Genomic DNA, 14,566 nt, shown 5'->3' with positions numbered 1-14,566 from the left:
ATTATACTTAAAATTAATAATCTGCTCAGCATGCAAAGAATTAAATGAACATATGATTGTAATATGAAAATTCTTGTTGACTATGTATAAACGCAAAATTAATATTAACCCAGATAAGTCAGGAGGAGCTAAATGAGCAAACATGAAAAAATCACTTTAGAGGAAGCTCTCGAATACCATAAGGGCAGCCGCCCCGGTAAAATCGAAGTTGTTCCTACGAAACCCTGCTTCACGCAGAGAGACCTTTCCCTTGCATACACGCCCGGTGTCGCTGAACCCTGCCGTGTGATCGAAAAAAATCCCGAAGCCGTTTACGACTATACATCCAAAGGAAATCTGGTGGCGGTTCTTTCCAACGGAACGGCAGTCCTCGGTCTCGGAAACATCGGAGCGGCGGCGGGCAAGCCTGTTATGGAAGGAAAAGGCGTTCTTTTCAAAAGGTTTGCCGATGTTGACGTCTTCGACATAGAAATCAACTCCGAGAATCCCGATGATGTTATCAAGGCATGTGAGCTTCTTGAGCCCACCTTCGGGGGCATTAACCTTGAGGATATTAAAGCGCCCGACTGCTTCTATATAGAAGAAGAAGTCAAAAAGAAACTCAGCATACCCGTTTTCCATGATGACCAGCACGGAACAGCGATCATCTGCATAGCCGCTCTTCTGAACGCTCTTGAGATCGTGGATAAAAAAATAGAGGATGTTGTTACGGTAATCAACGGAGCCGGAGCAGCGGGCATCGCCATCGGCAAGCTTATGCTTCTTGTCGGCGCCAAGAAAGAGAATATATTTATGTGTGACACTAAGGGTATTGTTTATGTCGGCAGAAAAGAAGGCATGAACAAATACAAAGAGGAGTTCGCACTCGTAACAGATAAACGCACTCTTGATGAGGCTGTTGACGGCGCAGACGTTTTTCTCGGTCTCTCAGCCAAAGGCGCTCTTTCAAAATCCATGGTTAAAACCATGGCGAGAACGCCGATCATCATGGCTATGGCAAACCCCGACCCCGAAATCACTCCCGAGGAGGTTGAGGAAGTCAGAGGTGACGCTATCGTCGCCACAGGACGCTCAGATTACCCCAATCAGGTTAACAACGTTCTCGGCTTCCCCTTCATTTTCAGAGGCGCGCTTGACGTCAGAGCTTCAGCCATCAACGAGGAAATGAAGCTGGCAGCAGTTTACGCCCTTAAAAAACTGACCAGAGAAGATGTGCCCGAAAACGTCTGCAAAGCCTACGGCGTTGAAAAAATCGAATTCGGCAAGGATTATATCATCCCCAAACCATTCGACCCCAGAGTTCTTACATGGGTTGCCCCCGCAGTTGCGAAGGCTGCCATGGAAACAGGCGTTGCGAAGCTTCCCATAAAAGACTTTGAAGCATACAGAGATCAGCTTGAATCAAGGCTTTCATTCGCTAAGGAATTCACCCGTCAGGTAATCTCCGTTGCGAGACAGAGCCCGAAAAAACTCGTGTTCCCCGAAGGCGACTACGAAAAAGTGATAAGAGCCGCTAACAGAATCGTACTGGAAGGAATCGCCCAGCCTATCCTGCTCGGAGATGTTGAGAGGATCAAGAAGCTTGCCGCAGAAATTAATGTTGACCTTGCAGGCATAGAAATAGTTGACCCCAGATGCTCAGACAAGATTGACACTTATGCGGCGCAGCTTTTTGAAATACGCAGCAGAAAAGGCATGACACTTGCCGAAGCCACAAGGCGCATATCCAAAATAACAGACTACTTCGCGGCAATGATGGTTAAACACGGCGATGCGGACTGCCTCGTAAACGGCTATTCCAGAAACTATCCCGATGCCATCAAGCCCCTGCTTGAGATTCTGCCTCTGGAGAAAAACTATACTACCCCCTCAGGCTCATACTTCATGCTGTTTAAGGACAGAATGGTGCTCTGCGCCGACACCACAGTAAACATAGACCCAACGGCGGAGCAGCTCGCCCAGATCGCTCTCCAGTCCGCTGACACGCTGAGAAAGTTCCAGATCGAACCCAGAGTGGCTATGCTTTCCTTCTCCAACTTCGGCTCAGTCCGCATGGAAAGAACCATCAAGGTGGAAAAAGCGATCAAGCTTGTTAATGAAACCGAGCCTAAGCTCGTAATAGACGGGGATATGCAGGCAGACACGGCAGTTTACCCGCCCATCGCCAGAGAAGCCTTCCCCTTCTCAAAAATCAAAGGAGATGCAAACGTACTCGTATTCCCCAACCTTGAAGCGGGCAACAGCGCATACAAGCTTCTGTGGAGACTCGGAAGCGGTATAGCCATAGGACCGATTCTTCAGGGCTTCAAACATTCGGTGCACGTTCTCCAGAGAGGAGTAGACGTAACCGATATAGTAAATCTGGCCGCTATTGCAGTCGTTGACTGCATTGAAAAATCAAAATAATTCCTGCCTCACCCATTAGTAAAAAGGAGCCTGCGGGCTCCTTTTTTCTTCCTCCGCAAGGCCCAGTTCATGAACATACATCACTGTTAAGCTTTATTATCTTGAATTTCGCATATTCTTATGTTTAATTAAATGGAAATCATATCAAAAGGTGATTACATTGCTCGAAAATATTCTTAAAAACGAAAGAAGCCTTTACCTCCTTCAGCATAAAGACAACCCGGTAGCTTGGCAGCCGTGGAGTGATGCGACTTTGAAACTCGCTCAGGAGCAGGATAAACCGATAATGGTCAGCGTGGGCTACTCCGCCTGTCACTGGTGCCATGTTATGGAACATGAGTCGTTTGAAGATCCTGAAATGGCGGCTGTTATAAACAGATACTTTATCCCCGTAAAAGTCGACAGAGAGGAGTATCCTGATGTGGACAAACGCTACCAGTTTTATCTTCAGTCCACAGGAGTAAACGGAGGCTGGCCTCTGAACTGCTTTCTTCTGCCCGACGGAACCCCGTTCTACGGCGGAACATACTATCCTAAGGAACCCGGACACGGACTGCCCGCCTTCAGGGAGATACTTGAGAAAATAGGCGAACTCTACCGCACAGACCGTGCCCATGTGCGGCAGACGGCGAAAAACTATCTGAGTTTTCTGGAAGAATTCAGGGAGGTTAAGTTTGACCTTGAACACTTTGAATCCACTCCGCTCAGCGCTTTTGATAATGAGTTTTACCGCATTATGGATACGGAAAACGGCGGTTTCGGCGTGGGAGCCCGTTTCCCTCAGATTCCCTCCCTGCTTTATCTGCTGAAACGCTTTGAAAAGGAGAGAGTAAATAAATTTCTCACAAAAACTGCCGACATTCTCTGTTCCGGCGGAATATGCGACCATATAAACGGCGGCTTTTTCAGATATACAGTGGATAAAGAATGGCGCACACCCCATTTTGAAAAAATGCTTTACGACAACGCACTGAATGCCATATTTCTGACACGCATGTTCAGCATAACAGACAACAGGCTGTATCTCCACACAGCAGGAAAGGCAATAGACTTCATACTGGACGAATTCAACACCGAGTTCGGGCTTATCTCCTCAATGGATGCGGACAGCCTTGATTCCAAAGGAAAGCTGTCCGAAGGCTTCTACTATAAAATATTCAACCGTGACATGGTGCTTTTCAGTGAGGAAGACAAGAAGAAGATGTTTGAGTATATCTTCCCTTTTGAAGGCGTAGCGGCTTTTGCAGGGGCGGATTACGAAAGCAGAATAGCCGTGCAGCCTCTCATTGATAAACTGAAAGCAGGCGCCGCGTACAAAGAAAAGCCGGCGAAGGACAATAAAATCATCCTCTCCCAGAATGCCCTCTTCTGCAAGGCGCTTCTGGAATACAGCGAAACTTCGGGAGATGAGTATTACTTTGAGCAGGCAAAAATGCTCCTCGGCAAGCTTGAGCATTTCCTCATAGACGAAACGCACCTGAACAGAATCAACTACTCCGGCGATATTTTCAGCTATGCCACATTGGAGGATTATGCCTTCACTGCGGATATGTACATGAAGTTTTTTGATATAACGTCGGAGAAAGGTTTTCTGGTAAAGGCGAAATCCTTACTTGAGGAGGCTCTGGAGGATTTTACTCATGAGGGGCTTCTTCATCTGGACAGAGCGGGAAAAGTGCTGGAAACCTTTGATGATTCTATGCCTTCCGCAGCGGGACTAATTGCAGAGCTTATTATTCACAATAAAGAGCGTCTGGGGCTGAACCTCTCCGGTGAGACTGAGAATTTTCTCGCCGACAGGGTTGTAAAATATCCCACAGCGCACTCGACAGTGCTCAGCGCATTTACAGTGTAAAAATTCAGCCGGCGTGTGCGTATCCTAACGCACGCCGGAAGCCTGTCTCACCCCTAGCCTTTGCAGAAAAATATCCGCAGTGGCTTTTGCGGCATAATCTGCCGAATCGTCATGGACAGACTCAAGCTCGGCGAGCTTTCTTGCTCCAGCGGAGTAGAGAAGCTGTGTCCAGAAAAGCCCCATGAGGAAAGACATCTCCTTTTCATCTGCTTCTATGCCGGTTTTTTCAAAAAATCCGGTGAAATGCAGTTCCGTCTCCTGAAAGCTCTCAAGAAGATATGTGAGCTGGGTTTTGTCTCTGCTGAATATAACTTTTGAAATCATATTGATGTATGTGGCGTATTTGGGCTTAAGCCCTTCGGCGAAAATCTCGGAGATTATGCCCCTGAACATCTCAGCAGGGCAGTCGCAGCTGGTATTTTCGCTTTTCTTCCTGAAAATTTCACCAAAATTGATTCCGTTTGCAAGAAGATACTTTATTGTCTCATGGTGGAGATTTTCCTTGGAGGAGAAGTGATACATTACAGTATTTAGAGAAACACCTGATTTTTCGGCAATTTCTCTTATTCCCACGGCATCCTTCCCTTTGTCAGCAAACAGTGCCGCGCTAAGCTCAAGAATCCGTAATTTAGTGTCTTTCTTTTTTCTGGCCATAATTATAGTTCCCCTTAAAATACATAATCACTCTCAACATCAGTGAAAAACAAAGCTAAACGGCGGGAAGCAGGCGAATTTATACTAAGTTTTATGTATTTTTAATATGTCAAAAAACACATACTGAGGCAAGACTAAATTTATTTGCAATCATTTCTTTTTACATTTCTTAACATTGGACGCAACAATAAGGTATGAAATAAAAGCAGCGCTTTTTCTGCTGACCTCAACATGCAGAAAACAGGATAGAAGCACGTATTTAATTAATAAATTTTATAAAAGTCCCGACTTGCAGGCATACGTCACAAGAGAGGCGGAGTTGGATAAATTCAGTTTCTGAAGCATTTTATTTCTGTGGGTATCCACCGTGTTTTTACTGATAAACAGTTCTTCCGCTATTTCCCTGCTGGTTTTTCCAGCGGCTATCAGTTTCAATACCTCGCACTCTCTCAAAGTAAGATTTCCGTTATGGCAAGACATACCTCCGTTATTTTTTGATTTCAATATCCTTTCCAGATTGCTCCGTGTTCTTTCTGTGTCATCCTCAACGAATAAAAGGTCACTTACGTTGTATTTCTGGACAAAATAACTTAAAAGCGGGTTATCCTCCGAAACTATGAAAATAAATCTGGCTGTTAAAAATATTTCTCTGACCATTGCGACGAAATCATCAGTCGCTCCTCTGGAAAAAATATCAATAATCACAATTTCCGGGGTTATTTCCTTGATTGAAATCTGCATCTTTGTATTAATTGATTCAGATGCAAGGCAATTTAAGCCAAAATCAACTGCCATAGCCGCAATAGTTTCCCTATAGACGGTATTGGCACTGAATATTATAAAATTTTTCATACCCCACCAAAACATAAAATGCTTTTCTGCTTAAAAGATAGATGTATTCAAGATATGTGTAAATCCTCAAAAAACTGTATTTTAACATAATTTGTTAAAAAACAAGCAAAACAGCGTCAGTTTTAGTGCAGGTGCAGAGAGGCAGGTACAAGAGCCTGAAAAGAAAAGACAAAGATTTTCTATATGTGAAAAAAAGACGGTTTTAATCCTCTCAGGCAGACCGAAGCAGGAGTGAAAACCGGTTAACTGAATATTTAAACATCGTTCATAATATCGTTCATTTCTATAATGCTTACAAGGTTAAAGTCAGCAGAACGAAGGTCTCTGACGGCGGCATCAATTTTACTCTGCTCACCGTTAACTCTGATCACCACATCACGCGCTCCTCCTTCCGTGTTTTTCAGGAAGAAAGTTGCTAAACTGACAATATTCAACTCGTGACTGTCGATAATCCGTGTCATTTCGGCAAGGGCTCCCTTTCTGTCCTCCAGCAGGATCGCGATCCTTGTGCTCTGGTGGGAGAAACCCATGGATTCCACAAATATATCAAATAAATCCACCGCAGTAATAATTCCGGATAGCTCACCGGAATCATTCACAACAGGCAGACCGCCGAAGCGTTTATCACGGAGAATGAGCGCCGCTTTTTCGATCGGTGTTTCGGGATGTACAGTAATAACGTTCACGTTCATCGCATCTTTTACCAACGTTTTGGCAAGAAGACGTTTGAGTTCGTAAACATCAAGGGAGCTTGCCTTGGAGGGAGAATATTCTTTTATATCCTTTTCGGTGATTATGCCCGCAAGTTTGTTCTTTTCCACCACAGGCAGACGTCTTATGCCGTTCTCCTTCATAATGTGTTTGGCATCAAGGATTGTCTCGTCCGGGGAAATTGTAATAACTTCTCTTCTCATCCAGTTTTTTACGAACATAAAGAGCACCTACCTGCGATTAAGCTGTTTTCTTGTGTCCTGTACAGCAGTTTCTGAAATAGTATCATCAACTTTGATTTCAGGCAAACGCAATCCGAAAGCCTTGTAAAATGAGGAGCGGATCATATCCGTATCACCTCCTGAAACACTCAGACACATGGAGTCCGCCCCGTCCGGAGTATTGGAAATATCAAGTCTGCCTGAAACCCTGCATTCGGCGCAGAGTTTTTCAAGCACCCAGAAATGTACGAATACGCCCTTGAATTTCACGGATGAATCCGTCCTGCCAAAAACTCCTGCCAGACGTCCGTTTTCGGTAAATGAGAGATCGCCCGTGGCAAGACGTATGAAAGGGGTTGTTCCGTTCATGAACGTCACAACTACTTCACCGGTTTCCCCTTCTCCTGCGGGTTTTCCGTCCGCGTCCAGTATTTCGATGAAAAGAGCGTCCGTATCCGCCTTCATCCCTGTTCCTCCGGCTGTTTCATAGGCTATGAGCCCCGCTTCCGCCGTTCCGTATGCCTGAAAAGCCTTTATGCCGTGTTCCGCGAAAAGCACCGCCTTGTCGTCCTCAGTGAGCTTTTCCGCCATGAGAAAAGCCTTCTCAAGCCGCCCTCTGCCCTCAAGTTTTTCGAGGCATTTGAAGAGGTATGTCTTAGTGCCGATAAAAGCGTTTGCATCCACGGCGAGGATCGTTTCCGCTCCCTTGCCGCTGTCAGCGGGACCAAGGGGATAAACTGCGCAGCCGCACTTTTCGCATGCCTCCTCAGCCATGTCCCCGGCGGGGCTGCCGTGGTATGAGAAGGTGTTTACAGCCACATCGCCGTCAATAAACCCTGCCGCTTCCAGAGCCTTATAAAACCTGTAGTGCTCCCACCTTTCACCCTTCACATTGTAGACGGGACCCGGTGATGTAAAAATTTTGGAAACATAGCCGCCTGCAAGAATAAGCGGCAGAAGAGCGCCGCCCATGTGCATTTCCGAAAGCTTCTGCTTGGTAAGGGGATTTATAAACTGAAAGGTTTCATAATCGGTAACGAGAGAAGGTGAGATTTCCGAACGCACGAAGGCATTCTGAACAAGAGGATGCGCGGAGTTTTCCCTTATAAATTCCAGAACCCGCTGAAAATTGCCTAGGAAAGCCATCTTTTTCTTCTCCTGTAATGCTTGACTTCACGGAAGCTCTTCTTCTCCGAGAGACCGAGGTAAAACTCCTTAACATCGTCATTCGCCTTGAGTTCTTCCGTCGCTCCGTCCAGAACCACACGCCCGTTTTCCATTATATATCCGTAATGCGCTGCGGAGAGAGCCATATTGGCGTTCTGCTCAACAAGGAGGATCGTTGTCCCCTCTTCTCTGTTGAGAGTGGTGATGATGTTGAAGATCTCCTTGACCAGAAGCGGCGCAAGCCCGAGAGAGGGCTCATCCATGAGAATAAGCTTCGGGGCAGCCATGATAGCCCTGCCTATGGCAAGCATCTGCTGTTCGCCGCCGCTCATATAGCCTGCAAGCTGGCTGCGCCTGTCCTTAAGGCGGGGAAAGTAGTTGTAAACCCGCTCGATTCCGGTGGAGACAGTGTTTCCCGGACGGGTGTAAGCACCGGCTATGAGGTTTTCCTCAACGGTAAGGTCTTTGAAAACCCGCCTGCCCTCCATCACCTGAAAAATGCCGGATTTCACAATGTCCGATGCGTCTTTCTTATCTATCCTCTGTCCGTCAAACCAGATTTCGCCGTCAGTTATTTCTCCGTCATCAGGACGCAGAAGACCGCTCACCGCCTTAAGGGTGGTAGTCTTGCCCGCCCCGTTAGAGCCGAGCAGGGCGGCTATCCTACCCTGCTCCACTTCAAGGGAAAGTCCTTTCAATACAAGGATAACGTCATTGTAAACAACTTCTATGTTGTTGATTTTAAGCATCAGTCCGCCGATATGTAGTCAGTAAACGGCACAAGCTCACCGCCCTTAACCTGATACAGCTTGAGCGCCCGCACACCCTTGTGACTCTGCGGAGTAAACGTAACAGGTGCGGTAAGTCCCATTGTGCTGAAGTTTTTCATTGTTTCCAGACTCTTCTTTATGTTCTCGCCGCTGTAGTTGCCCTTTGACATTTTAAGACCGCTGAGCAGCACATACATTGAGGAGAATCCCTGAATGTAATTAACCTCTCTGTATTTAACCTCAGGATGGTATTTTTTGTTGAGATCACGAAGGAACTTGATCCCTTCCGCATTTGTATCGTTCCAAAGAGTGAAGGCGTTCGTGCCGATGAATCCTTCGGAATCCGCTCCGGTCATCTCCACAAGCTTTTTGCCGAACGTCCAGTTAAGCCCGATGAACTTGGTGGGGATGTTCAGCTTTTTCGCATCCTTGAGGATTGTGGACGTTGCCATGTATGTCTGCTGAATGAAGGCGTAGCCGGGGTTCTTCTTGTTCATGTTAAGAAGCTGGCTTGTGGCGTCCAGAGCCTTGAGGTCAACAACCTGATTGTCAACAAGCTTAATCCCCAGCTCTTTAGCGCTGTTTTCACCGTCAGGGAAGAAGGGTGAACGACCGAAGCCGGAATCATTATAGATAAACGCAACGTCAGTATTGCCGCCCTGCGACTTGATATACTTGAGAGCCGCGCGAACCTGATCGGAGTAAGTCGCGCCCACTATGAAGTTATACGGAGCTGTTTTAGGGTCTGTTATGTGCTCGGAGTAGGATGCGGAGAAGTAAGGCATCTTGTCTTTTGTGACCATTTTCACGAGATTCTCCGTGTCGCCCGTGCCCCAGCCGTGGACAGCGACAACGCCTTCACGCATGAACTTTTTGTATGCGCTGAGCGCGGCGGGAATCTTATAGCCGTAGTCAACGTACAAAATTTCAACGGGAACGCCGTTTATGCCGCCGTTCTCGTTGAACCAGCGCACGCAGTCCTTAATCCCTTCGCCGTAGGGTTTGCCCACATCGCCCGTTCCACCGGATTCATCCACCAGAACACCGATTTTAACCGGCTTGGCAGCAAATGCGGTTCCGGTGAGCAGCGCAAAAACCATAAAAAGTAACGCAAGCTTTTTCATAAAACTTCCTCCTTACAAATCAGTATGAAAATGGCCACAATTTCCAGTAGGCCTTTATCAGTCTCCATCTTCTAACCATCCCCTCAGGCTCAAACATCAGAAAAAGGATTATCACAAGCCCGAAAACCCCTTCCTTGATTGAGCCTATTATCTGCGTGAGGTTGGGGTAGTAGCCTCCCGCCCAGTCGGAGAAGCTTTGCAGAACCTCGGGAAGAATAACTATGAACACAGCGCCGAAAATGCTGCCCAGTATGCTGCCCAGACCGCCGATGATGATCATTGAGAGATACTGTATTGAAACGCCGATGGTGAAGTTCTCCGGTGTGATGATTGTGGTGTAGTATGCCCAGAGGGAACCCGCCACGCCTGCGTAAAACGAGCTTACGGCAAAGGAGATGAGTTTGTAGCGGAACAGGTTTATGCCCATTGCTTCCGCTGCTATGTAGTTGTCACGTATGGAAAGAAACGCCCTGCCCGCTCTGGTGCGCATCATGTTTACACCAGCTAGGGTCATAATGATGCACAGCACAAGCGCAAGGAAATAGAAGGAAAAGTCGCTGTCTATCTCATGACCTAGGAAGCTTGCGTAATCAATGGAAAGCCCTGTGACACCGCCCGTTATAAACTCAAGCCTGATGAAGCCGAACTCGATGATAAACTGTGCGGCAAGGGTGGCTATTGAAAGATAAAGCCCCTTGAGCCGCAGAGAGGGAATGCCGAAGAACGCGCCGAAAACGGCTGTAACAAGCCCCGCAGCGGGGATAGCGAGGAAGAACGGCAGTCCGTACGTGAGTGACAGATACCCCGCCGCATAAGCGCCCACACCCATAAACGCCCCCTGACCGAGGGAGATAAGCCCCGTGAAGCCCGTGAGTATGTTAAGCCCCACGGCGCCTATCACTGCTATGAAGATAAGGTTCATAACATACAGCAGATAATCGCCGAGGAAGAACGGAACGGCAAAAAGCGCCGTTACGAATGCGTATATAAGAAACTTGGAAAGCCTTGTCTGGAAAAGCTCGGCGTCCTTTTCATAAGAGGTTTTGAAGTTTCCGCAGTTGACGTAGCTCATACCTTCTCCACTGCCTTGGTTCCGAAAAGACCGTAGGGCTTAATCATAAGCACGGCTATCATAACCACATAGGGGAAAATCTCCTTCGCCCCGCCGCCGATAAGGGGGTCGATGTATCCGCCGGCAAGGTTTTCCAGTATGCCGATTATCAGTCCGCCCACAATAGCGCCGACTATGCTGTCCAGCCCGCCGAGGATAACCACGGGAAAAACCTTAAGCCCAAAGTGGGAGAGAGTAGTGTTTATACCGTTGATATTGCCGAGGAATATGCCGCCGACCGAGGAAACCACCGCGGCTATGCCCCAAGAGAGAGCGAAGATTTTTTTAACATCTATGCCCATGGAAAGCGCCGCCTGCTGATCGCTGGCGACAGCACGCATCGCCACGCCGACTTTTGACTTTTTGAAGAAGATTGAAAAAAGTATGAGAAAAACAGCAACCGCCGCAATGGAATAGATATAAACCCTACTGATGCTCAGACTGGCTATCATAAACGGTTCCTGAGAGAACACCTGCGGATATGTGCGTGTGTCGGTTCCCCAGAAGATCTGAACAACCGCCTTCATAACGGATGAAAGCCCGATGGTGAGCATTATGATTGAGATTATCGGTTCGCCTATCATTCTGCGCAGAAAGACCTTTTCGATGAAAAAGCCCATAGTGAAGGAAAACACGAGGGTTATAAGGAAAGATGCCCAGAAAGGAACATTATAACTCACGGTGAGATGCAGGCATACATAAGCGCCGACCATCAAAAGCTCGCCCTGAGCGAAGTTAACAACATCTGTCGCTTTGTATATAAGCGTAAAGCCGAGGGCGAGGAGCGCATAAATACTCCCTATCACCGTTCCGGTTATTATAAGCTGAACAAAAAATTCCATCCCTAATTCTCCATCAGGTAAAGACGCATATCAGTCTCGACAGCTCGTTCCCTGCCGTCCTGAAGCTTGATAACCGCTTTTATATGAACAGATTCAGTATCTTCATACAATGCCTTTGTGATTTCACAGTATTTCTCCTCTATGAAGCTCCGGCGCACCTTACGGGTTCTGGTGAGCTCACCGTCATCGGCATCAAGCTCTTTGTACAGCAAAACAAATTTCTTTACTCTCATCTCCGGCAAAAGCTGGGCGTTCACCGCTTTCAATTCCCCTGCCACAAGAGCGTAAACCTCTTCTTTGGCGGAAAGGTCTGTGTAAGTGGTATAGGCGATTTTGCTGTTCTCCGCCCATTTTCCTACAATGCCCATGTCAATGTTGAGAATAAGCGTTATGTAGTCCCGTCTGTCGCCAAGAGTCACCGCCTCTTTGATGTACGGACTGAATTTTATCTTGTTTTCAATGAATTGCGGCGAGAACCCCGTTCCGTCTTTCAAGCGCATGAGATCCTTCATACGGTCAATGACCACGAGCTTTCCGTTCTCATCAAAATAGCCCGCATCACCGGAATACAGCCAGCCGTCACGCAGTGATTCCGCCGTTGCCTCGCTGTTGCCGTAATAGCCTGTGAATACAGCGTCGCTGCGGGAGATTATCTCACCTTCGTCGGTGATTCTGATTTCGGTTCCTTTTATGGGAGCGCCTACCGACGTGAAGTCCACGTCATCACTTCTGTGAATGCAGGAAATGCCTGAGATCTCCGTCTGACCGTAGATCTGCTTTAGGTTGATGCCCAGAGCGTGGAAGAACCTGAACGTATCCGGTCCCAGAGCCGCACCGCCCGTCATGGCGCTTCTGAGGTTGCTGAACCCCATGCGCTCCTTGAGCTTGCGGAAAAGCATCTGATAGGCAAAGGCGTAACGCAGCTTAAGCATCAGTGACGGCTGTTTTTTGCTGAACTTCGCATCGGCGTATTCATAGCCCACGGGGAGCAGTCTGTTATATACTAAACGTTTGAACGGCGTCGCGTCCATTATCTTAACCTGAACCGTAGACGCCATATTCTCCCACACTCTCGGCGGTGAGAATACAAAATCGGGACCTATCTCTTTCATATCCGCCTGTACCGTATCTGTGCTTTCGGGAAAATTCACCGTGAAGCGGAAACGCAGAGCGCTGACCACGCACATCATCTGCTCTCCTATCCACGGCAGGGGAAGGAAGGAGACAAACTCATCCCTGTCGTTCTTCGGATCGGCTTCTGCAAGGCTTTCCGCCATTGTGAGCAGGTTCTTGTGAGTGAGCATGGCAAGCTTGGGGTGCCCTGTAGTGCCTGAGGTGGTGCACATCACAGCCGCATCGTTTTCGGAAATGCTTTTGAGCCGCCCTTCCATATAACGCTTTATCCACTCGCTCCCCACTTTTTCACGGGCGAGAATATCCTTGAAATATACCAGCTTCGGATCATCATACTGATACATCCCTTTATTATCATAATAGATTATTTTCTTAACAGCGGGCAGTTCCGGCAGGAGCTCAAGTATCTTGTCCGTCTGCTCCTGATCTTCTGCTATCACTAGGGAGGTTTCTGAGGTTTGGAGAAGGTACTTCACCTCTTCCGTAACGGAATCCTGATATATGCCGAAAGGTATAGCCCCCACAAGCTGGGCGGCAAGCTCCGCATAAACCCATTCGGGCTTGTTGTCCCCGATTACAGCCACCCTGTCCTCGGGCTTAATGCCTATATGCTCAAAGTAAAGGGCAAGCTTAACCACATCGCCAGCGTAGTCCTTCCAGTCGGACTCCTGCCAGATTCCTAAGTCCTTCTCACGGACGGCGGTCTTGGCGGGCTGTTCCATGAAGTTTTTATAGAGATAATAGGGAAGAGTTCTGTCTAAACCCATTGCTCCTCCCCGAGATAAGCGGCTATCACGTCCGGATGTGATGAAATCTCCTCCGGTGTGCCCTCCCTGCAAATCTTTTCGCCGAAGTTAACGGCTACTACTCTGGTTGATATATCCATGACCACTTTCATGTCATGCTCTATGAGGATAACAGTCACGCCCGCCTCCTCGTTTATATCGATTATGAATCTTGCCATATCCTCGGTCTCTTCGCTGTTCATGCCCGCCATAGGCTCGTCAAGGAGAAGAAGCCTCGGCTCAAGGCAGAGGGCACGGGCAAGTTCCACACGCTTCTGGAGACCGTAGGAGAGCTCGTAGACATGCTTTTTGCGTATATGAGTGAGACGGAGGAAGTCTATGACCTTTTCCACCCGCTTGCGGTGCTCTATCTCCTCTTTTCTTGCTTTTCCGAAGTAAAGCATTGAGGACAGCAGACCGTATTTTATGAAAATGTGTCGGGAGAGCATGAGGTTGTCCAGAACTGTCATCCCCTTGAAGAGCTCAAGGTTCTGAAATGTGCGCACTATGCCCATCTGCGGGCGCTTGTGCACAGGCGCTGCCGTAATGTCTGCTCCGTCGTAGATTATTTTTCCTTTGGTGGGCGGATAGATGCCCGTGATGGTATTGAGGATACTCGTTTTCCCCGCGCCGTTGGGACCGATTATGGAGAAGATTTCACCCTCATAAACCTGAAACCGAACTCCGGCTATTGCCTGTATCCCGCCGAAGCTGAGGTAAATGTTGTCCACATTTAATAAAGGCTTTTTTTCCATATACTTCCCCGACCGTAAACGGCTGAGACAGCCGTAAAAATGAATTATGGCAAAAGTTAACACGGCGTTCTGTCCAAGTCAAAGCAATTTTAGCCATATTAAAATTAATCACGGCACACTTAACACGATGGCTGAAATAAATAAATTATAACTGAACAGTCGATTAAATAATCAAACAT

At 47.6% G+C, this 14,566-nt stretch carries 12 protein-coding genes; 2 read left to right on the top strand and 10 right to left on the bottom strand.

Annotated features, from left to right (window positions below):
• Positions 1-132: 132 nt before the first annotated feature.
• Complete coding sequence (locus EP073_RS14090) at positions 133-2,406, top strand: NADP-dependent malic enzyme (RefSeq protein ID WP_128466512.1); 2,274 nt, start codon at positions 133-135, stop codon at positions 2,404-2,406.
• A gap of 160 nt (positions 2,407-2,566) precedes the next feature.
• Positions 2,567-4,261: a thioredoxin domain-containing protein gene (locus EP073_RS07355; RefSeq protein WP_164885303.1), complete on the top strand. Its 1,695-nt coding sequence runs from the start codon at positions 2,567-2,569 to the stop codon at positions 4,259-4,261.
• Between the two features lie 24 nt (positions 4,262-4,285).
• Here EP073_RS07355 and EP073_RS07350 read toward each other — a convergent pair whose 3' ends face one another.
• The 10 genes from EP073_RS07350 to EP073_RS07305 form a co-directional block, all read right to left on the bottom strand.
• Positions 4,286-4,915: a TetR/AcrR family transcriptional regulator gene (locus EP073_RS07350; RefSeq protein WP_128466510.1), complete on the bottom strand. Its 630-nt coding sequence runs from the start codon at positions 4,913-4,915 to the stop codon at positions 4,286-4,288.
• 273 nt (positions 4,916-5,188) lie between these two features.
• On the bottom strand, positions 5,189-5,767 hold the full coding sequence (locus tag EP073_RS14085; RefSeq protein ID WP_283808363.1) for a response regulator transcription factor: 579 nt from the start codon (positions 5,765-5,767) through the stop codon (positions 5,189-5,191).
• Between the two features lie 254 nt (positions 5,768-6,021).
• Positions 6,022-6,699 (bottom strand): CBS domain-containing protein, encoded by a 678-nt coding sequence (locus EP073_RS07340; protein ID WP_128466509.1) that lies wholly within the window; start codon positions 6,697-6,699, stop codon positions 6,022-6,024.
• 9 nt (positions 6,700-6,708) lie between these two features.
• A complete protein-coding gene (locus EP073_RS07335) occupies positions 6,709-7,845 on the bottom strand; it encodes a phenylacetate--CoA ligase family protein (protein WP_128466508.1) in 1,137 nt (378 codons plus the stop codon).
• On the bottom strand, positions 7,833-8,615 hold the full coding sequence (locus EP073_RS07330) for an ABC transporter ATP-binding protein (protein ID WP_128466507.1): 783 nt from the start codon (positions 8,613-8,615) through the stop codon (positions 7,833-7,835). Before EP073_RS07330 ends, EP073_RS07335 begins: the two co-directional genes overlap by 13 nt.
• Entirely contained in the window at positions 8,615-9,760 is a 1,146-nt protein-coding gene (locus EP073_RS07325) for an ABC transporter substrate-binding protein (RefSeq protein ID WP_128466506.1), read from the bottom strand. The genes EP073_RS07330 and EP073_RS07325 overlap by 1 nt, the downstream gene beginning before the upstream one ends.
• Positions 9,761-9,779: 19 nt before the next feature.
• Complete coding sequence (locus EP073_RS07320; RefSeq protein WP_128466505.1) at positions 9,780-10,832, bottom strand: branched-chain amino acid ABC transporter permease; 1,053 nt, start codon at positions 10,830-10,832, stop codon at positions 9,780-9,782.
• Positions 10,829-11,713 carry a branched-chain amino acid ABC transporter permease gene (locus tag EP073_RS07315; protein WP_128466504.1) on the bottom strand — a complete coding sequence of 295 codons (885 nt, stop codon included), beginning with the start codon at positions 11,711-11,713 and terminating at the stop codon, positions 10,829-10,831. Before EP073_RS07315 ends, EP073_RS07320 begins: the two co-directional genes overlap by 4 nt.
• 2 nt (positions 11,714-11,715) lie before the next feature.
• Positions 11,716-13,614 (bottom strand): AMP-binding protein, encoded by a 1,899-nt coding sequence (locus EP073_RS07310; protein ID WP_128466503.1) that lies wholly within the window; start codon positions 13,612-13,614, stop codon positions 11,716-11,718.
• Complete coding sequence (locus tag EP073_RS07305; RefSeq protein ID WP_128466502.1) at positions 13,605-14,387, bottom strand: ABC transporter ATP-binding protein; 783 nt, start codon at positions 14,385-14,387, stop codon at positions 13,605-13,607. The genes EP073_RS07310 and EP073_RS07305 overlap by 10 nt, the downstream gene beginning before the upstream one ends.
• Between the last annotated feature and the right edge of the window lie 179 nt (positions 14,388-14,566).

Source organism: Geovibrio thiophilus, from assembly GCF_004087915.1.
Taxonomy (GTDB): domain Bacteria; phylum Chrysiogenota; class Deferribacteres; order Deferribacterales; family Geovibrionaceae; genus Geovibrio; species Geovibrio thiophilus.
This window is presented reverse-complemented; position numbering and strand designations above follow the sequence as displayed.

What these genes read in the sequence shown, in the direction of transcription:
- EP073_RS07315 (WP_128466504.1), bottom strand. Translation starts at nt 11,713, where the DNA reads ATGGAATTTTTTGTTCAGCTTATAATAACCGGAACGGTGATAGGGAGT.
- EP073_RS14085 (WP_283808363.1), bottom strand. Translation starts at nt 5,767, where the DNA reads ATGAAAAATTTTATAATATTCAGTGCCAATACCGTCTATAGGGAAACT.
- EP073_RS07340 (WP_128466509.1), bottom strand. Translation starts at nt 6,699, where the DNA reads ATGTTCGTAAAAAACTGGATGAGAAGAGAAGTTATTACAATTTCCCCG.
- EP073_RS07335 (WP_128466508.1), bottom strand. Translation starts at nt 7,845, where the DNA reads ATGGCTTTCCTAGGCAATTTTCAGCGGGTTCTGGAATTTATAAGGGAA.
- EP073_RS07325 (WP_128466506.1), bottom strand. Translation starts at nt 9,760, where the DNA reads ATGAAAAAGCTTGCGTTACTTTTTATGGTTTTTGCGCTGCTCACCGGA.
- EP073_RS07330 (WP_128466507.1), bottom strand. Translation starts at nt 8,615, where the DNA reads ATGCTTAAAATCAACAACATAGAAGTTGTTTACAATGACGTTATCCTT.
- EP073_RS07310 (WP_128466503.1), bottom strand. Translation starts at nt 13,614, where the DNA reads ATGGGTTTAGACAGAACTCTTCCCTATTATCTCTATAAAAACTTCATG.
- EP073_RS07320 (WP_128466505.1), bottom strand. Translation starts at nt 10,832, where the DNA reads ATGAGCTACGTCAACTGCGGAAACTTCAAAACCTCTTATGAAAAGGAC.
- EP073_RS14090 (WP_128466512.1), top strand. Translation starts at nt 133, where the DNA reads ATGAGCAAACATGAAAAAATCACTTTAGAGGAAGCTCTCGAATACCAT.
- EP073_RS07305 (WP_128466502.1), bottom strand. Translation starts at nt 14,387, where the DNA reads ATGGAAAAAAAGCCTTTATTAAATGTGGACAACATTTACCTCAGCTTC.
- EP073_RS07350 (WP_128466510.1), bottom strand. Translation starts at nt 4,915, where the DNA reads ATGGCCAGAAAAAAGAAAGACACTAAATTACGGATTCTTGAGCTTAGC.